Origin of the sequence: Providencia lanzhouensis (assembly GCF_050469745.1) — a bacterium.
Taxonomy (GTDB): Bacteria; Pseudomonadota; Gammaproteobacteria; order Enterobacterales; family Enterobacteriaceae; genus Providencia; species Providencia lanzhouensis.
This window is the reverse complement of the sequence record NZ_CP174123.1, coordinates 2,794,481-2,813,595: the sequence shown is the minus strand read 5'-3', so window position 1 is coordinate 2,813,595 and position 19,115 is coordinate 2,794,481. Positions and strand designations below refer to the sequence as shown.

Below are 19,115 nucleotides of genomic sequence, written 5' to 3'. Positions count from 1 at the left end.
TATGTTCACGGTAAATCATCAGACCAACAGGATTAGTCCGGTTAAGACGAAGAGATTCAGTGAGTTGGGCTTTACTGAGCGCAAAAATCTTCAGGAATGGTTGGCACACGAGCCTTCCGCACTGGGTGAAGAGCTACTGATTATTCAAAAGGAGTTCGATGGCTTTGATGACACCCGTGAACGTTTAGATTTACTGGTACTGGATAAAGATGGCAACTTGGTCATTATTGAAAACAAGCTGGACGACAGTGGTCGAGATGTGGTGTGGCAAGCGCTTAAATATGCCTCGTACTGTGCCAGTTTAACCAAAGCGCAAATAGTTGACATTTACCAACAGTATTTAGACCGCTATGAGCCTGTAACAGGAGAGGTTGACCTGTTAAATGCCCCTGCAAGTGCCTCGGCGAGAATATGTGAGTTTTTGGATACGCCTGACCTGGATAAGTTAAAACTCAACCGAAGAAATAGCCAGCGCATCATATTAATTGCGGCAAACTTTCGCAAAGAAGTGGCCAGCACCGCACTGTGGTTAAGGCACCACTGCTGCAATCTTCTAACAGATTAAAACATAAGGAAATGAAATGACGGTAAGTGTCGCAACCTGCTCAGTGCAACAACTTTTTGAAGGCAAGAAAATACAGGGAAATAATGGCAAACAGATTACTGGAGAGTTAGTTATTCCTGAGTATCAGCGGCCATATTGTTGGCAAAGCCAGCAAATTGATAGCTTGCTAGAAGATTTAGATGCACATTTTCGCAAGCATAATGAGCTATCGTATTATTTGGGTAGCCTTATTCTTCACCACGATGAACAACAGCTGAAAATTATCGATGGTCAACAGCGTATTACGACATTAGCTTTATTCAGTTTTCTATCTCAACAACACCAACAGCTTGATCTACGTTTTGAGTCTCCCCGTAGTCAACAACAAATCAAGACAAATCTTAATTGGTTAGAAAATCATAAGGCGAAATGGGCGAAGCTTATCAATTTTGAGCGTATTCAATTTTCATTGGTGGTTACTGAGTCAGAAGATGATGCATACCGCTTTTTTGAAACGCAAAATACTGGCGGTGTGAGACTTGGTGGTCCCGACATTATCAAAGCTCATCACTTAAGAGCTGTTCCTAAGGTTCATCAATCAAGATTTGCGCTCCAATGGGAAGGATTGGGTAATTTAGATAACTCCGTAAAATTTCTTTTGAAAGGACGATATTGGCAACTGTTGAATATGCGAGATCTTGCACCACATCAGCAGACAAAAGTGGTAAGGGATCAAATTGTCTCCGAACTAGGTGAACAAACGACTGATGGTGACGACATTGCTTATGGACAAGTACTGCGGTTAACCGGGATTGGTGGGGATGTTGTTCAAAAAGCCGCGCAACAAGGATACGAAATCAGACAACCGCTTAATGCTGGTGTCAACACTATTCGTTATCTGGCGTATTTTCAAAACCTGTATCAGCGATACTGGGTTCATCCAACTTTGCCCCATCAAGAAGGCTACAACCGTTTTGTTTGCTGGCTTAAGGGGTTGGAAGGATGTGGTTATCTACAAGGTTTATATGAAGCATGTCTGATGATGTATATCAGCCAGTTTGGTGAATATCAGTTGGAGTTGGCCGCGAAAAAAATATTCAGAGTCGTTTACTCACGCAGAGTGAGTAATCAGAAAGCAGTGAGAGAAAATTCAATTTCAAGGTTTGTGAAGGACTATCCCGTCTTGGATTGGATTGCCTTGAGCTATACGCCTAAGCAGTGCTTTGTTTTTTTTGATGCTTTTGATTTGGCCGTCGATCCTAGCAATTTAGATTCAGATACCAATAGTGTTAAGAAGCGCTTTATTACAGAAGTAAGTAAGCATTTCCAACTGGCTTTGTCGCCAGAACAGTACGCGACTTCATTTGCTAACTTATTAACCTTCAATATCACCAAAATGACGGAGAAAACATGAGTTCAAAAGTTGAAACGGAGCTGCTCTCATTACGAGCTATTGCGTCAAAAGATTTGGGCTTCGTTATTCCTTGCTATCAGCGTCCTTACGTTTGGCGTGAAGAAGAAGTTATCAAGTTATTTGACGATATTCGTGATGCTTATTTAGCTAAAGAGCCCCATTACTTTATTGGTAGTGTTTTGAGTGCGTTAAATGGTGATAAAAGCGAATATGAGTTGATCGATGGGCAGCAAAGAACCACAACATTGATGTTGTTATCACTTGCTTTCAAGTCGGTAGGGATCGAGACTCAGTTGGCTCATGTGAGTATCAAAGGTGAAAATCCGAGGTTAACGTTTGAAATTAGAGAGTCGGTTCGCAACTTACTTGGCAGTTATGCGGGACTGGAAAAGATTACGAAACCTGGTGAAGAAGATATTCGCAAAGATGAGTACTTAGTACATCTAGAAGCTAACCTCACCATTTTGAAGCAGCAAGTTGATAAGTTAGCAAAACAGCCACACTTCGATATTTATGATTTTGCTAAATATATTTTTGAGCAAGTGCAATGGGTCAACAATATTGTTCCAGCATCGATGGATCTGAACCGGATGTTTTCGAGTTTTAATACGGGTGGCATACAGCTAGAACCGGTCGATTTATTGAAGGCAAAGTTGTTCAAACACATAATAACAGATAAGGACGTTTATAGTAGTATTTGGCAAGCCTGTGAACATACAGACAACTATTTTGAACGCAATCTGAGGCAGATATTCAAAAATGCCGACTGGCAAACGCTGGAGTATTCAGATCTTGCCAAATATCAGGCAGGGCTATTTCCTCTAGTCGGTTCTAGTCACTATATTCAACGAGTCGGTAAATCAATTGCTGAGATAGCATCAGGTTTACAAGACTTTGATGTCGACCCCGAACAAACTCAAAATCAAAGTGATGATTTTGATGATGAGACCGTTTATTGTCGTTCAATAATCAGTTTTGAGTTGCTATTGATTCATACGCTCAGAATTTTTTGCACCCAAAAATCGTGGGATGATCTTGCTCCTCGTATCCGTGCTAGTAATTTGATGTCGTGTTTTGAAAGGTTACTACAACAAGATGAACGAACCATTAAATCGTTTATCGAGTTGTTATGGCAGGTTCGGTATCAGTTCGACACTTGGGTTGTGAAATGGGTAGAGCATGATGATAGAGAAGATGCTCAGTTACGTTTAACCTCGATTAGCAAGAATAAAACCTATATCAACCGTAAAGCCAAAGAACTTGGTTTACTGGCACAATTGCAAGCCGTACGTAACTTTACCGGTGATCACTCAGCCCAGTATTGGTTAACTGCGTTTCTAAGTCGATTGGTTGCTGATCCGAAAGTGAAAGATGAAGACGTAGTTACGCTATTGGAGAGCATCGATAACAAAATGTCACTTGCTAGGGAAACGCAAAAAGAAGCCAGCTTTAAACTTGCATCAGACATATCGCCACAAACGATACCCTGGGAAGAACAAGCCACATATCTTAAAAGCCCTTTAGGAACTCGATTCGAGCATTATTGGTTTCAGAAGCTGGAATACTTGCTCTGGAAAAACAGTGAAAAAGCCAATGATGATAAGTTAAAACGTTATCGGATTACTTCGAAAAATTCGGTTGAACATGTTCACCCTCAAAAAGAAGAGTACCATCGTGAGCTAGAAAATAGCCCACTAAATTCTTTTGGAAATTTAGTGCTTCTAAGTCCAGGTGAAAACTCTTCGTATAGCAACCAAACGGTAGCAAAGAAAAAAGCAGATTTTGATTCTAAGCCGCGTTACGACGCGTTGAAGCTGAAAGATATTTTTGAGACGTACACACAATCAAATAACCAATGGTCTGCTATCGAAATAGATAAACATCAGCAGAGGATGTTGAAATTATTAGAAAAACATTACATGCAAGGAGTTATCAATGGTTAGTAACACTAACGAGCAGGCGTTAGAGGCTAGTATTGAAAGAGCACTCACTGGTCATTGCCTTGAAGATCAAAAAACAGGCATTTCTGATGGTCTTGTTATGCCATATAGAGTGAGCCATTGCGGCTACTCATCAGGCTCCCCATCTGATTTCAATATAAAATATGCCATTGATGAACGTTTTTTCTGGCAATTTCTGCAAAAGACACAAGAAGTAGAGTTGGCCAAACTGCAAAAGAACAACCCCTCAGATTGGCAACGTAAGTTACTCGAACGATTTGACCGACTGATTAAGAAGCATGGCATTCTTCATTTACTTAAGAAAGGGCTAAGCGTAGACGATGCTCATTTCAATTTGCTCTATCCAGCCCCTTTGGCAAGTAGTAGTGAGAAGGTAAAGCAAAACTTTGCAGATAACGTGTTTAGTTGTACTCGCCAAGTGCGCTATTCCATGGTAAATCCCCTACAAGAAATAGACATGGTATTGTTTATCAATGGAATACCATTGATAACGCTGGAGTTGAAGAACGCATGGACCGGGCAAACAGCACGTTATCACGGCCAAAAGCAGTATCGAGATGATCGGGATGCAACTCAGCCATTGCTGACCTTTGCCCGCTGCCTAGTGCATATGGCGGTCGATACCGACGAAGTGTATATGACCACCAAGTTATCAGGTAGCAGTACATTCTTCTTGCCGTTCAATAAAGGTCACAATCTTGGGCAAGGCAACCCGCCGAATCCATCTGGCCATAAAACGGCATACCTATGGCAAGAAGTATTCACTAAAGAAAGCTTGGCGAATATTATTCAGCATTTTGTGCGTCTGGATGGGTCAAGCAAAGATCCATTACCAAAGCGAACCCTGTTTTTTCCTCGATACCACCAATTGGATGTGGTGAGAAAATTAGTAGACCATGCCGCCCAGCACGGTGTCGGTCAGACTTACTTAATTCAACACTCTGCCGGTTCAGGTAAGTCTAACTCGATTACCTGGGCAGCTTATCAGCTAATTGAAACCTATCCTGCTTCGTCTGATGTAGCAGGCGGAAAAAGCTTGGAGCAGCCGTTATTTGACTCTGTAATTGTGGTTACCGATAGACGCCTATTGGACAAGCAGCTGCGGGATAACATTAAAGAGTTTTCTGAAGTAAAGAACATTATTGCCCCGGCGAACAAGTCTTCTGAGCTTAAGCAGGCGCTGGAGAATGGCAAAAAGATCATTATAACGACGATTCAGAAATTTCCGTTCATTATTGATGGTATCGCCGATCTTAGTGACAAGCGCTTTGCGGTGATCATCGATGAAGCACACAGCTCACAGTCTGGTTCGGCGCATGACAATATGAACCGAGCGATGGGCAAGTCTGAAGTCGAAGAGGCAGAAGATGCTCAGGATAAAATCCTTCAGGCGATGAAATCACGCAAGATGCGCGGGAATGCGTCGTACCTGGCATTTACAGCGACACCCAAAAACAGCACTTTGGAGAAATTTGGTCAACGCCAAGAAGATGGCTCTTACAAGCCGTTTCACTTGTATTCGATGAAACAAGCCATTGAAGAAGGCTTCATCTTGGATGTGCTGGCAAATTATACGACGTACAAAAGTTATTATGAGATTGAGAAATCAATTACTGATAACCCTGAGTTTGATACCAAAAAGGCGCAGAAAAAACTCAGAGCTTATGTAGAACGAAGCCAGCAAACAATTGATACCAAGGCAGAGATTATGCTGGAGCATTTTGTTCCGCATGTCGTGAATACGAAAAAGCTCAAAGGTAAAGGTAAAGGAATGGTGGTCACTCAAAATATTGAGACGGCCATTCGATACTACAAAGCGATAAGGCGAATACTTGAGGAGCAAGGGAACCCCTTTAAAGTTGCCATTGCTTTCTCAGGAACCAAAGAAGTTGATGGTATTGAATATACCGAAGCAGATATTAATGGTTTTGCCGAGTCAGATACCAAAGATATGTTTGATACCGATGAGTATCGACTTTTAGTGGTTGCGAACAAGTATCTGACTGGGTTTGATCAGCCTAAACTTTGCGCCATGTATGTAGATAAGAAGCTCGCCAGTGTCTTGTGTGTTCAGGCGCTATCTAGGCTCAATCGCAGTGCACCTAAGCTAGGGAAGAAAACAGAAGACTTGTTTATCCTGGATTTTTTTAACTCAGTTGAAGATATTCAGTCAGCATTCGATCCTTTCTACACAGCAACGTCATTGTCCCAGGCTACAGATATAAACGTGCTGCACGAGTTGAAAGATGAAATGGACGATGTCGGTGTGTACGAGTGGTATGAAGTTGAAGACTTTGTGACGCGTTATTTCAAGAATGAAGACGCCCAAACACTCAGTCCAATCATTGATATTGCCGCAGCGCGGTTTGACCATGAACTAGATCTTGAAGCTGAAGCTAAAGTGGACTTTAAGATTAAAGCCAAACAGTTCGTTAAAATCTATGGGCAGATGGCTTCTATCATGCCTTATGAAATGGTCAGCTGGGAAAAACTGTTTTGGTTCCTGAAGTTTTTAATACCGAAATTGAAAGTGGAAGATCCCGATGCTGATGCTATTGATGAGCTTCTCGATTCTGTTGATCTGAGTTCATACGGTTTGCAACGTGTGAAGCTTAACCACAGCATTAAACTTAGTGACCAAGAAGCGGAGCTTGATCCTCAAAATCCGAACCCACGTGGGGCGCATGGCGGTGAAAAAGAAACTGACCCGCTGGATGAAATCATTCGCACATTTAATGAGCGATGGTTCCAGGGCTGGAGTGCCACACCTGAAGAGCAAAAGGTTAAGTTCGTGAACATCGCTGAAAGTATCCGCAATCACCCTGACTTCGAATCGAAATACAAAAACAACCCAGATCCCCATAATCGAGATTTGGCCTTCGAAAAAATGCTCAAGGAAATCATGCTGCAACGCCGTAAAGATGAACTTGAGCTCTACAAGTTGTTCGCAGGAGATTCAGCATTTAAAGCCTCGTGGACGCAAAGTATGCAACGAATGGTAGGTAGGTAGAAAGGAGTGATGGTTTGCTGAAGGCAGTCTCAGAGTTATTAGGTGGGGCACCAGGCCTGAAAGGACGTCAAATTGCCAAGGAGCTGGGGCTGGATAAGTCCCAAGTGAACTCGTTTCTTCACAAACACCAGGATACGTTTGTCAAAAACTCAAATCATGAATAGTGCCTGATACGAGCTCAGTATGTGGAAATTGATTTGGTGATTTTTTGAAGATCATTGACACCAGTGGCACACCTGTTGAGATAAAAGAGCTTGAACCAAGGTGGCGTGTGGCGTGTTTCAGTGGCCTTCGGCGTTTTGTTCCATGATATTGGTAAGCTCGTATCAGACTAGTCCCTAACAGACGAAGATGGCGGCTATCAGTGGAACCCTTTTAAAAGGCAGATCGCGCCCACTACCTGCCTAAGCAGCTTCTAGTACTGACTATAGCCTAGCCATATGGGGAATGTGGAAACAACACGAAAGGATAGGTGAGTTAAACACTAAGAATTCCGAATTGCTTGTTGAGCTGACCGAACAAGTCAAAGTCAATGAAGATTATCAAGAACGCGTCCAATCCCTCCATCAACTCGATACAAAACATACTCAGGAATTAGCTAATGCAATAATTCAAATTGATAAGATAAGTTGCGTAACTCTATGATATTTTTTTGCTCTATAATATTCCTCCCTGCCATCAAGTAGGTATTGCCCAACTTAAAAATCATAAAACGAATTAATAACAAGTTAACGGGCCGCCCACTAGCCAATAAAATTTAAAATAGAAGGTATACCCTGCAACAGCTGCTACATGTAGCAGCTGTTGCAGGTGCATTGATTGACATGAATAAGATTAGTTATCTTTATTAGTCTGTTTTTCTTTTACGATGCGTAATGCACGACGTAATGTTTCTCTTTCTTCATTTTCATCTTTTGATATCCCTACGAATGATAATATGTTTGGAAGTGATTCGCCATAACCCGCTAGGTTTTTATATAAATAAGAAAGGCAACCAAGGCAATTATATAATGTAGCCTCATTGAGTATACCTATCAGATTATCATTGGTTTCGTGTTTCGTTAATACTTTATTTTGAATGATAAGGCTTGCCAGTTCTTTATCTGTATGCAACATTTTCCCCTGAAAAAAAGCTTCCCTTAATTTTTTAAGGGCGAGCTCAACCGAATCAAGAAGCCCATAAACGGATTGTGGGGCAATGAGCTCGGAGTGATCATTATCATAAATAATCATTTTTTTTATCATTCTATTATATATCATGATTGAATGCAGAACTGTTTGGTTGTTGGGATCATTAATTACAGGGTTTTCTATATTAGAAACTGACTGAGTGGTGTTTTTAATATCGGGGGTAACAATGATATATTCATTATATACACCTTGATTTGTTAAAATAGGATTGATATAGGAGAGCAATGATCCGTATCGAATCGATTTTGGTTCAAACTTTATTTTTAATGCGAGATTGATAATAGCAAGTGTAGATGTAAAAAAACCTAATGGGAATTCTTCAAATGAGATTTCGTTAATAACCTCTCTTATGTTATCTAACTCGTTAGCGTAAAGTAGCTCAAGAATATAAGGGATTTCTTTGTATAATTTAAGAGATGGCACTTCGTCACAGAGCTCATCTAAGTGTGATGATAATTCAAAAATGCTTATTTTTTTTGGGGGGGAAAACTTAGATAATTTTATGGAAGGCACAAGAGTAGGTAAAGGCAGATGAGATTTATTTTCAAATATAAAGTTTTCTAAAATAGTAAGAATACCGTAACAATAACTAGGGATACATTGACACTCACATTCAGAGCCTTGGCCGCAATCATAGTCGTCTTCACAACTAGAGATATCTATTTTCTCGTGAGAAATTAACACCTCGATATACTCATACAGTGCATTTTCCCCCAAAAAAATAGGATCATTTTCAACATTTTGGTAAAGATACTGTTCTAAAAAGAAGAGGGGATCTGGCGCTTCAAGTTTATCTTCAAGTAATTTTTTATAATTTGATACAAGTGGCGTCAGTAGGTGAGTGATTTTTTGAAAGGCGAGCAGGACACTAAGAGAAGTATAAGCAACTCTCAATTGCTCAAATTGGGTATCGTGTGGTTTACCTATCTCGCTCGCTTCTTTTTTGCAAGCATCAATAATCGTATCGATGTTACAAATTGTTGTGAATGATGAGGTTCTTATATTGTTAATTGAGGTTGTAATTTCAAAAAGATTAACAATGGGGTTGAACGCTAATGTCTTGATGTAGTATTTGAGATAGGCTCTCACCCCCTTACAGAGCGATTCGAGATTATTGTGATGATTGTCGTAGTATTCACTCAGTATAAAATGATGGATATGACTGTAAAAATGTAATTGTTCTTTATCGACGGAAAGACTCAGCGTTTTATACATATCTAATGCCACAATGGCCGGTATGGTGGCTTTTGTATATTTTCTTAATATTTCTTTTTTTTCTAAATTAGACACAACGTATTGAGCAATCAATGCGTTATACAGTTGCTCATATTTATAGAAAAACATCTGTCTTTCTGTCTGAGTAAAGACTGCTTTGCTATCGATGATATTAATCAATTTTTGATAAGTTTCTTTAGTATTGATGTTGTCATCACCATATTCCTGCGTTTTCAGATTACCTGTTTTTGCAAAAAAATCTTGATGTAATGAAAAATTTTCAATTTTTCTCTGGTTAGCTAGATTTAGCGCTTTATATTTTTTATTTTTATTTTTTCTTTCTTTTGTGTTGGTTTTTTCTATTCTTTCCTTATTTAAAACTGTTATATCGTAGGCTGTTAACATGATATTAGCAAAAATATGGGTGTACATGACATTCTCCAGTTGGTTTCCAATTTTCTACGAGGACATATTGCCAGATGATGTGGAAAATGAATATCTCTTAAGAACGTGAATCAATGGAGAATCAAATGCATCATCTAAACGAAAATATGAATCAGAATAATTTGCCTATACGTATTTTACGTATGACAGAGTTAACGGTAATGCTAGGGATATCCAGATCGAGCATTTATGAAAAATTGAACCCTCGCTCTAAGTACTACGATCCAGATTTTCCTAAACCGATCAAACTTGGTGCATCATCAGTTGGCTGGCAATACGCTTCAGTTGAAAAATGGTTAACTTCAAGAATGGTTTAATCAATAAGGCGGATGAAATGTCACAAAAAAATGAAGAGTTATATTTAAACATAGAGAAATTACCAGATTATTTTCAACGCATGATTGAGCAAGTACATATAAAAACAGGAGCGGCGGCTGAAATTATTTTGCCTACTCTGTTAAGTGTGATGTCCCTGTCGTGTCAGGATAGCTTTGATATTGAACCGATAAGTGGACGAAAATATCCACTGTCACTTTATCATGTTGTTTTGGCGAGGTCGGGGTGCCGAAAATCTACTGTTTATAAACTGCTCACAAAAGCAATTTCAGAATTTGAGCAACAACTCGAACAGGATTTCTATATTGAAAAAGATAATTATGAGCGGAGTCTGGTGCTATGGAATATAAAATTTAGCGCATTGAATAAATGCTATCAAAAAGCGCTGAATCAGGGAATAAAAGTGAATGAAGCTTTATTGAATTTAGAAGAGTGCCTTGTTCAAAAACCAGTAGCACCAATAAAAAAACGTTTAGTAATCAATGATTCAACAAGTGAAGGTCTGGCTCAGGAGTTGGGGGATGGATATCCCGTATTGTCGCTGATGTCAGATGAGGCGGGTGAATTGTTTGAAAGTAGTTTATTGCGAAAAACACCATTACTAAATTCGCTTTGGTGCGCAGAGGGGAAATCGGTAAGCCGAGCATCTAGAGATAACTATGTCATCAAAGATTGCCGTTTTAGTCTGTTACTTATGGTCCAGCCAGCGTTATTTGACAGCTTTATGGATAAAAAAGGAAAGAAAGCAAAGAGTTCAGGTTTTTTAGCTCGCAGCTTATTAGTGGATCTAGATCAAATTCAGCAATTATGTGAGATAAAAAATGTTTCACATTCAACTGAATTAAGTTTAGCAGATTTATCGGCTACGTTGATAAACCATTTACAAAAAGGAATAAAACGTCGGGAAAATGATGAAGAACGCCATTGTATTACTTTAGCACATGATGCCCAAGGGGCGTGGAATGGCTATTATCAAGCTGTTAAAAAGATGATGGAGCCCGGCGGGGAATTACATGCTTATGATGATTACGCATCGCGCTTTATGGAGCATGCTTCACGAATTGCTGGGGTGATGCAAATGTTTATGACACCCGATTCCACTGTTGTTACGTTGGAAACGCTGGAGTCGGCAGTCTATATTACTCAGTGGCATCTTAATCATTTTATCAAAAAAATAGATAATTTTAAGGAAGTCAGTGATGCTGAAAAACTCCTGTTATGGTTGGAGGAGCATCTTGTCAGTAATAAATCTTATGATTTTAGGCGAAATGACATCATTAAAAATGGTCCCTATTCACTGAGACGCTCTGACCGTTTGCGGCCTGCATTAGAAAAACTACAGCAGGAAGCTAAAGTTCAATTATTCGAAAAAAATGGGATTAACTATGTCAAGTTTACGGGGGCAAGAATGGCACCTGAAGAGCTAGCCGAACGATTGAATATTCCGTTGAGTAGCAGAGGAGTATTCATACTCAATAACTCACCAAGATAAGGATAACTTCAGAGTTATTTTTAATAATATCAGTGAGTAGGATTATATCACCAAGCTAGGGTTATTGCGGCTTTAGGGAGGGTTGAGTCTGTCTTTTATTAAATGGAATGATGTCGGTATAGGTAATATATAACATCTTACTAAATACAATACTAATTTATAACAGTAACACCTATCAATCAACAAATCAATGTTTATTTAATCACCGTACCTATTGTGTCTATAACTCACTGTGTTATGGATGCGATAGGTACTTAAACACGAATACAGATATCGCTATTTCTATGATAGTAAGGTAATAAAAATGTCAGATTATGCATTAACTGAAACAGAATTGGATCAACTGATAACTATCGCGAGTGATCGCTATGATTCCTCGATATCGTATTATATCCTTCGTCGATTACTGGCAGTGGTTGAGAATACACTAGAACACCATAACCGAGTATTTGCAATCCGAGTTGATTTACGATTCGCTCAGGATAGTAGTCCTGATGCCCCAGATATGCCTATATGTTTTCAACGCACAGATGAGCGAGCCATTACCCGTTTTATCGAGTCACTGAAAAGCCAACTGAGAGCCGCACATCATCGTACGGGGCGTTCAGGTACACCAGCACTCCCTTATTATGCTTGGGTAAGAGAACGTAATGAAAGTGAATATCCTCACTACCATTTAGTTTTGTTATTTAATCGTGATATATACGGCTATTTAGGCAACTATTTACAAGATGATGCCAATAATATGGCGACTAGAATACAACGGGCATGGTGTAGCGCCATTGGCTTAGCGTACCCAGACTATGCACCATTAGTTAACTTTCCAGAGAACCCCGTATTTCGATTTGATAGACGAGATGCTCTGGCCCGTCATTCTAATTATTTTGATTTCCTATTACGCATGACGTATCTGGCTAAAATGAATACCAAGGAGCTCATTACTGACTTTAGAAACTTTGGAACCAGTCAGGTTTAATTGAGAGGTATTAGCTCAGACTTGAACTAACAGGTTTTGTTGGGTAGAACATAACTAAGCCTGACCGGCTGGTCTGAGCGAGGAGCGAGACTGTTCCCAATTATAATAATGCTGCCAACAGCTCATTCAGACCTTCAGTTGGGATGTTTATGGCAGCATAAAAGTCAGCGTTATCTGTCTTTTGGGAACGTTCAACTTTGCCATTCAGATGAGGTGAAACTGATTTTTTGGACGAAATTCTAGAATGCTTAAAAAGCTAAACACTGACGAGCAATATGGTGCTTTTGAAAAAATAAAAAATGGGTTTATGTAGGTGGAAAGGTCTCGCGTGGATTAGTTAATCGCGGAGAAGCGGAGGCTGTTATATGTTATAGAAACCGATAGTTGCTATAATTTTCTTTATGCTACTTTCGATATCAATACTTGCTCGCGGTGCTTACTGTATGACAATTAACACATGTGGCAGTGATAAGCCAACTTAGGAAAATGATGCCAGAGCGCCATTAATTATTACAAGGAAGAGCAGGTGAAGTTATGAAAATAGATAACTCATTCTAGTTCTTCTTAATGATTGTGTTCCTAGGCTTGTAGGCTGGCTGTTTCTGAACATAAAAATAATTAGTTGCTGAAAGAGGATAATAGCAATAAGAGCCAAATCATTACGGCTCAGTCATTTCAATTAAATCGATTTAATCAAATCGCAATTATTGCCTATCACTATGGCATTCAAATAAAGGCCTAATTACAGAGGAAACTCATTGAAAACGGAGCGATTTTTAAAAAGGAACCTACTTGTGATTTTTTGTGCCTCAGCCTATTGTTGGTGGGTTGCTTAAGTATATCCACGAACTACGGGTAATGTACGCTGATACCCAAAACATTAACAGAGCCAGTGTTAGCTACCACCAGTTTCAGTACTACGGATTGATTCTCTGCTGCCAGCACTAACAAAAGCGTATGAGTAACTAAATGCTATAAAAGAAATCAAAAAGGAAAAAATATACCGCTAAGTAATGGCTCAAATGTCATTCTTGTTATAATTTAATAAAAGATTTTGATATTACATATTTTTTCTTAACTGCTATATCAGATATGATATCTAAAATATTTATTATTTGAGGGCTTGATATGACGATAGAACAGAAATTAATAGAAATATTTAGTAGTCGCACTGCTGGGCCATTTCTTTTTCTCGGGTCTGGATTCTCTAGGAGATATCTAGGGCTAGAGGATTGGAGAGGCTTGCTGAGCAAGTTTTGTGTTGCAGGAAAGCCTTTTGAATACTATTTAGCCTCGGCAAATGGTAACTACCCTAAGATAGCATCGTTACTAGCTAAAGATTTTAATGAATACTGGTGGTCATCAAGTGAATATTCAAATAGTGTAGAAAGATATAAATCCAAAATTTTAGATGAAACTTCTGCGCTGAGAATAGAAATAACAAACTACCTTAAAACGTTAGATCAATCAAAAGCGATAAAATCTGAACATGCTGATGAAATCACATTATTAGCTAATCTAAATGTTGATGGAGTTATTACTACTAACTGGGATTTATTCATAGAACAGCTATTTCCTGAATATAAAACATATATTGGCCAAGAAGAACTATTATTTTCTAATCCACAAGAAATTGGTGAGATATATAAAATTCATGGCTGTGCTACAAAACCAGACTCATTAATTTTAACTAGTTCTGATTACCAATCATTTAATGAGAAAAATACATATTTAGCAGCAAAGTTGATCACTTTATTTGTTGAGCACCCAATTGTATTTATAGGTTATTCAATATCTGATGAAAATATCAGTAGTTTGTTATCAGCTATTTCTGCATGTATAGGGCGAGATAATGTAGAACAACTAAGGAAAAACTTAATATTCATACAGCGCCTTTCAGAGGGCGAAGAACCCAATGTATCAGATACTTATCTAACTATTGACGGCATTCAGATTCCATTGGTTTTAGTAAAAACAAATGACTATTCTGAGGTATATAGAGCGATTGATTCAACAAAGCGTAAAATTCCAGCGAGGGTTTTACGATATTGTAAAGAACAGCTATATGAGCTCGTTCAATCATCTGAGCCAGAAAAAAAGATATGTGTTGTAGATATTGATCAAATTGATTCAAAAGAAGATGTTGAGTTTCTTGTTGGTGTTGGGGTGGCCCACCAAGAACACAATGGATTAGCTTCAAAAGGTTATGAAACTATAAAAGTACTAGACTTATTTAGAAATCTTTTAGATGAAGAAAATACATTTGACCCCGAACAAATACTCTTACATGTAGCGCCAGCTGAATCAAGGTACACCCCATATGTTCCAGTATTTACTTATTTAAATAAATTAGGTATAAAAAATCAATCAGATTACGATGGTAGCACATATAAATTGGATAAAGTGGTAAATAGAGAAATTACATCATTTAGATCTAAAAGTTACCAAAAAACATTTTTTAGAACTTATAGGCATATGGGTATGGAGCAAATAATTGATTTATGCACTCCTGAAAATGCTTGCGCATATATTCCATTTTTATCTGTTAGTAAAATTAATTTAACACTATTAAAAAAATTTTTAATAGATAATCAATCTAAGTTTGATTATTCAATATCGACTTATGCAAGTAGCTACAGAAAATTAGCTGCAATGTATGATAAACTTCGTTGGGGGTGGTAGAGTATTGTCAATATATGGGGGTTTACTTCACTAATAGATGGTTACAGATTGTAGGTGAACCCTATGTTATGTTTTGAACGTAGAATTTTGTTTATTTTCAAACTAATTGATTATTTAAAATACTTTTTTATTACTTATATAGATATCAATAAGGCTATTTTAACTAATCAACTAAGAACTATTCGTAAGCAAATTCTCTTCGCAACAGCTCAAGCGCTGACTAGCACTGTCCTTTGTTGTGCAGAACAAACCTGAAAGACAGATTTTGCCAGATCGATACCGATAACTTTAATTTCGTTCATGATGTAGTACCTCTGTGAATAAAATCGCTCAACATAAGTATGGCAAAACTTACATAGAGGGACGTCCATCACATCACTACACTTATTCTGCGGAAAGAACCGTTTTTAAACACGGACTTTTCGGCCTTTGTAAATTTAATGTGTAGAACACTACATCGCTTTTTTATAACTTACAATAGGATAGGATATTTAAACGTCTGCTTTTGTCACAGAGCCGACGTTTGGATGATGTATAGCTCTGTGTTGTTATAGTACCCGCTCAGATTAGAGCGGGTACACACAAATTACCCAACTAGCGATATCCCTCTTATCCCGCCTTCAATAATACTCCCCCTATCTGCTTCCTCAATAAAATCAGCCCACCATTGCATCATGGGGCGTCTTTGCTCTAGGTAGTCACTGCGATTATAGGCGCGTCTAACTTCGTTTTTATCAACGTGGGCTAGGGCGGCTTCGATAACGTCAGGTGGAAATCCTTGCTCATTGAGTGCCGTACTAGCAATTGAGCGTAGACCGTGTGAAACCAATACGCCACCGAATCCGGCACGTTTTAAAGCCGCATTGACGGTTTGACTGTTCATTGGTTGGGTAGGCTTGATACGGCTAGGAAAGATAAACTCACGGTTACCACTGAGTGGTTTCATTAGCTCTAAAATAGCTAAAGCAGCGTCAGATAACGGAACTGTATGTTCTCGGTTCATCTTCATTCTGGCAGCGGGTATTTTCCATTCCTTGGTTTCAAAGTTGATTTCATCCCAACGGGCTTCAGCTGCTTCGGCAGGGCGGGATATGGTAAGTAGCTGCCACATAAACAAACATCTGGTAGGCAAAATAATATTAGCTGTACGCATTGTTTGCATCAGTTGCGGTAACTGCTCTGGACGAATACTTGGCATATTTTTTTTCTTTGGTTTTTCAAAAGCTTTACCAATGTTGATACTTGGAACGGCATCAATTAAGCCAGTATTTTGAGCATAGATCATGACTTCGTTAATGCGCTGACAAAGACGGCGAACGGTTTCTAGCGCGCCTCTGGCTTGTACCGGTTGTATCGCTTGAACCAATATGTGAGCTTTGATATCGGTGACGCTGATATCGCCTATGGCGGGAAACACATCTCGTTCAAGTGAACGCCAGATATCATTACCATAGTCCTCTGTGACGGTGGACTTCTTCACTTCCCACCAACGTTCAGCAACAAGTTGAAAGGTATTGGTTTTAGCTTCTTGAGAGTTTCTTATTTGATTTTTCTGATATTCTTGAGGGTCAATATCTTTTGCCAGTAATGAGCGAGACTCCGCTCTAAGTTTTCTAGCATCCGAAAGTGTGACAGCTGGGTAGGCTCCAAAACTTTGTTTGGTCCTTTGTTTTGTATAAGGGCGGTAGTAACGGAATTGCCATAACTTGCTTCCGCTAGATTTGATTAGCAGTGTGAGTCCATCACCATCATACAGCTGATAGTCCTTGTCCTGCGGTTTAGCTGCTTTGATTTCGGTATCAGTTAATGGCTTAGTTTTTCTTGCCATGAAAAATCTCCATGCGTTTAGGCCCAACAAAGATGTTAGTTCTTTTCGTTGGGCCTATCAATGGGCCTAAAGGAATTAGCTTGGGTGGGATAAAATAGGACAGTGTAGGATATAAAAAAGCCCGCAACTTATTGAGTTAGCGGGCTTTTCAGTCTTTTTTGGACGTTCTTGGAAGATAATTTGGTGGAGCTGGCGGGAGTTGAACCCGCGTCCGAAATTTCTACATCCTCGGTACTACATGCTTAGTCTAGTCTTTAATTTCATTTGCCAGCTGCGGACAGACACGCCACCAACAAACTATCCTGATTAAGTTTAACGCTTCAACCCCAGGCAAGGTATCCACGCGATCTCTTTTGGGTTTGACTTCTCTTGATCCCCGTCCTAAGAGCGGAGGCTAGGGAGAGAAGGCTCTAAGCAGGTTATTAAGCTGCTAGTGCGTAGTTTTCGTCGTTTGCGACTATTTTTTTGCGGCTTTTTACGAGGCCAACCGCCCCTCGGCATGCACCTTGGGTTTCGCAAATCCCGTCGAATCCAGAATCAGCCCCAAGTTGTGAGTGCAGTATAACAGAAAATAACTCTATAAAGCTAGGACTTAGCGATTAGAATGTTTCATTATACGTGCTTTATCTAATTGCCACTCTCTATCTTTGATATCAGAACGCTTGTCGTGGGCTTTTTTACCTTTGGCGACGCCAATTTTCACTTTGCACCACGCGTTTTTCCAATATAAGGAAAGAGCGATGACAGTATAGCCTTCGCGGTTAACTTTACCGTAAAGGGTATCTAATTCACGTTGATTAAGAAGTAGTTTTCTACTGCGGGTTGGGTCGCAGACAACATGGGATGATGCGACTGTCAGTGGTGTAAAGTTGGCACCAAACAGATAGGCTTCACCATCGCGCAGTAAAACGTAGCTATCGCCAATGTTGGCTTTGCCCGCACGTAATGATTTAACTTCCCAACCCTGTAGGGATAAACCCGCCTCGAACTCCTCTTCGATAGAATATTCGTGGCGAGCACGTTTGTTCATAGCAATTGTTGCTGAACCGGGTTTATATGGTTTTTTCTTTGTCATAGTTCATTCATTATACGTTAAGATGCGTTGAATGAAATCGTTCAACACTGATATTTTTGCGATTGTGCATTTCTTGCCCTGCACGGGTTTTGTTTTTTGAGTAACCCATCAATGGTGCTATTATATGCGCAGTTTTTGGGGATAGGAATTGATATGCCACAGATTAGTCGCTCTGCGTTAGTCCCTTTTAGCGCAGAACAAATGTATAAACTTGTGAATGATGTGATTTCATATCCAAGTTTTTTACCAGGATGCGTTGGAAGCCGAATCATTAGCCAAAATTCAGAAGAAATGACGGCATCAGTTGAGGTTTCAAAGGCGGGAATTAGCAAAACCTTCATTACTAAAAATGCGCTGGAAGATAATAAACGTATCCAAATGCAGTTAGTTGAAGGTCCTTTTAGAACTCTATCTGGGGGATGGCAGTTTATTCCTTTGAGTGCTGACGCCTGTAAAATTGAGTTTCATCTTGATTTTGAATTTACGAATAAGCTGATTGAGTTGGCATTCGGTAAAATATTCAAAGAGCTGGCCAACAATATGGTTCAAGCATTTACATCTCGTGCTAAGGTCGTTTACCGTGTCTGACATCAATATTGAAGTGACTTACGCATTACCTGAAAAGCAATTTTTGCTTCCTGTAAAAGTTGCAGAAGGAACCACGATTGAAGATGCAATTATTGCATCGGGTATTTTAACGTTGCGTTCAGATATCGATTTAAAGAAAAATAAAGTGGGCATTTATAGTCGGCCTGCGAAATTGGGTGATGTCGTTCAAGAAGGGGATAGAATCGAAATTTATCGCCCATTGATTGCCGACCCGAAAGAGTTACGCCGCAAGCGAGCTGAAAAATCGAAAGAGAATAATAAATAAGATATTGCGTAGTGAACGCATCTATATGATATGAAGCCGAGTGAAAGCTCGGTTTTTTTGTTTCAAATATATA

12 protein-coding genes, 1 other RNA gene and 2 pseudogenes are annotated in these 19,115 nt (G+C 39.3%); 10 read left to right on the top strand and 5 right to left on the bottom strand.

Going from position 1 to position 19,115, the window contains the following annotated elements; all coding sequences use genetic code 11:
- Position 1: 1 nt before the first annotated feature.
- From ACIH2S_RS13370 to ACIH2S_RS13355, 4 genes and pseudogenes are all read left to right on the top strand, one after another.
- Positions 2-532 (top strand): annotated as a pseudogene (locus ACIH2S_RS13370) (DUF4268 domain-containing protein); the annotation flags it as partial.
- 49 nt (positions 533-581) lie between these two features.
- Entirely contained in the window at positions 582-1,958 is a 1,377-nt protein-coding gene (locus tag ACIH2S_RS13365; RefSeq protein ID WP_430247572.1) for a DUF262 domain-containing protein, read from the top strand.
- On the top strand, positions 1,955-3,901 hold the full coding sequence (locus ACIH2S_RS13360; RefSeq protein ID WP_430247571.1) for a DUF262 domain-containing protein: 1,947 nt from the start codon (positions 1,955-1,957) through the stop codon (positions 3,899-3,901). Before ACIH2S_RS13365 ends, ACIH2S_RS13360 begins: the two co-directional genes overlap by 4 nt.
- Positions 3,894-6,929: a type I restriction endonuclease subunit R gene (locus tag ACIH2S_RS13355; protein ID WP_430247570.1), complete on the top strand. Its 3,036-nt coding sequence runs from the start codon at positions 3,894-3,896 to the stop codon at positions 6,927-6,929. The genes ACIH2S_RS13360 and ACIH2S_RS13355 overlap by 8 nt, the downstream gene beginning before the upstream one ends.
- An 834-nt stretch (positions 6,930-7,763) precedes the next feature.
- Here the strand turns inward: ACIH2S_RS13355 and ACIH2S_RS13350 are convergent.
- A complete protein-coding gene (locus tag ACIH2S_RS13350) occupies positions 7,764-9,767 on the bottom strand; it encodes a hypothetical protein (RefSeq protein WP_430247569.1) in 2,004 nt (667 codons plus the stop codon).
- Positions 9,768-9,865: 98 nt separating this feature from the next.
- Between ACIH2S_RS13350 and ACIH2S_RS13345 the strand changes: the two genes are divergently transcribed.
- The 3 genes from ACIH2S_RS13345 to ACIH2S_RS13335 all read left to right on the top strand — a co-directional run bounded on the left by ACIH2S_RS13345 (position 9,866) and on the right by ACIH2S_RS13335 (position 12,583).
- Positions 9,866-10,096, top strand: coding sequence for a helix-turn-helix transcriptional regulator (locus ACIH2S_RS13345; protein WP_373371100.1), 231 nt, complete (start codon positions 9,866-9,868; stop codon positions 10,094-10,096).
- Between the two features lie 17 nt (positions 10,097-10,113).
- Positions 10,114-11,607 (top strand): YfjI family protein, encoded by a 1,494-nt coding sequence (locus ACIH2S_RS13340; RefSeq protein ID WP_349481494.1) that lies wholly within the window; start codon positions 10,114-10,116, stop codon positions 11,605-11,607.
- A 304-nt stretch (positions 11,608-11,911) separates the two neighbouring features.
- Complete coding sequence (locus ACIH2S_RS13335; RefSeq protein WP_196555589.1) at positions 11,912-12,583, top strand: inovirus Gp2 family protein; 672 nt, start codon at positions 11,912-11,914, stop codon at positions 12,581-12,583.
- Positions 12,584-12,661: 78 nt separating this feature from the next.
- Here the strand turns inward: ACIH2S_RS13335 and ACIH2S_RS13330 are convergent.
- Positions 12,662-12,809: pseudogene (locus ACIH2S_RS13330) on the bottom strand (IS481 family transposase); the annotation flags it as partial.
- Between the two features lie 902 nt (positions 12,810-13,711).
- Between ACIH2S_RS13330 and ACIH2S_RS13325 the strand changes: the two are divergent.
- Positions 13,712-15,265: an SIR2 family protein gene (locus ACIH2S_RS13325; protein ID WP_430247567.1), complete on the top strand. Its 1,554-nt coding sequence runs from the start codon at positions 13,712-13,714 to the stop codon at positions 15,263-15,265.
- A 586-nt stretch (positions 15,266-15,851) separates the two neighbouring features.
- On the opposite strand, the gene ACIH2S_RS13320 is transcribed toward ACIH2S_RS13325, so the two are convergent.
- The 3 genes from ACIH2S_RS13320 to smpB all read right to left on the bottom strand — a co-directional run bounded on the left by ACIH2S_RS13320 (position 15,852) and on the right by smpB (position 18,168).
- A complete protein-coding gene (locus ACIH2S_RS13320; protein ID WP_150375714.1) occupies positions 15,852-17,093 on the bottom strand; it encodes an integrase in 1,242 nt (413 codons plus the stop codon).
- Between the two features lie 181 nt (positions 17,094-17,274).
- Positions 17,275-17,638, bottom strand: a transfer-messenger RNA (tmRNA) gene (gene ssrA, locus ACIH2S_RS13315).
- 47 nt (positions 17,639-17,685) lie between these two features.
- Positions 17,686-18,168: an SsrA-binding protein SmpB gene (gene smpB / locus ACIH2S_RS13310; RefSeq protein WP_006814817.1), complete on the bottom strand. Its 483-nt coding sequence runs from the start codon at positions 18,166-18,168 to the stop codon at positions 17,686-17,688.
- Positions 18,169-18,321: 153 nt separating this feature from the next.
- Here smpB and ACIH2S_RS13305 point away from each other — a divergent pair, with 153 nt between their 5' ends.
- The gene (locus ACIH2S_RS13305; RefSeq protein ID WP_036949406.1) at positions 18,322-18,756 is read left to right on the top strand and encodes a type II toxin-antitoxin system RatA family toxin; all 435 of its coding nucleotides are present in this window, start codon (positions 18,322-18,324) and stop codon (positions 18,754-18,756) included.
- Positions 18,749-19,042, top strand: a complete 294-nt coding sequence (locus ACIH2S_RS13300) for an RnfH family protein (RefSeq protein ID WP_108478517.1) — start codon at positions 18,749-18,751, stop codon at positions 19,040-19,042. The genes ACIH2S_RS13305 and ACIH2S_RS13300 overlap by 8 nt, the downstream gene beginning before the upstream one ends.
- The last annotated feature ends 73 nt before the right edge of the window (positions 19,043-19,115 follow it).

Coding starts and splice junctions, on each gene's coding strand:
- ACIH2S_RS13365 (WP_430247572.1), top strand. CDS start 582: ATGACGGTAAGTGTCGCAACCTGCTCAGTGCAACAACTTTTTGAAGGC.
- ACIH2S_RS13360 (WP_430247571.1), top strand. CDS start 1,955: ATGAGTTCAAAAGTTGAAACGGAGCTGCTCTCATTACGAGCTATTGCG.
- ACIH2S_RS13355 (WP_430247570.1), top strand. CDS start 3,894: ATGGTTAGTAACACTAACGAGCAGGCGTTAGAGGCTAGTATTGAAAGA.
- ACIH2S_RS13350 (WP_430247569.1), bottom strand. CDS start 9,767: ATGTACACCCATATTTTTGCTAATATCATGTTAACAGCCTACGATATA.
- ACIH2S_RS13345 (WP_373371100.1), top strand. CDS start 9,866: ATGCATCATCTAAACGAAAATATGAATCAGAATAATTTGCCTATACGT.
- ACIH2S_RS13340 (WP_349481494.1), top strand. CDS start 10,114: ATGTCACAAAAAAATGAAGAGTTATATTTAAACATAGAGAAATTACCA.
- ACIH2S_RS13335 (WP_196555589.1), top strand. CDS start 11,912: ATGTCAGATTATGCATTAACTGAAACAGAATTGGATCAACTGATAACT.
- ACIH2S_RS13325 (WP_430247567.1), top strand. CDS start 13,712: ATGACGATAGAACAGAAATTAATAGAAATATTTAGTAGTCGCACTGCT.
- ACIH2S_RS13320 (WP_150375714.1), bottom strand. CDS start 17,093: ATGGCAAGAAAAACTAAGCCATTAACTGATACCGAAATCAAAGCAGCT.
- smpB (WP_006814817.1), bottom strand. CDS start 18,168: ATGACAAAGAAAAAACCATATAAACCCGGTTCAGCAACAATTGCTATG.
- ACIH2S_RS13305 (WP_036949406.1), top strand. CDS start 18,322: ATGCCACAGATTAGTCGCTCTGCGTTAGTCCCTTTTAGCGCAGAACAA.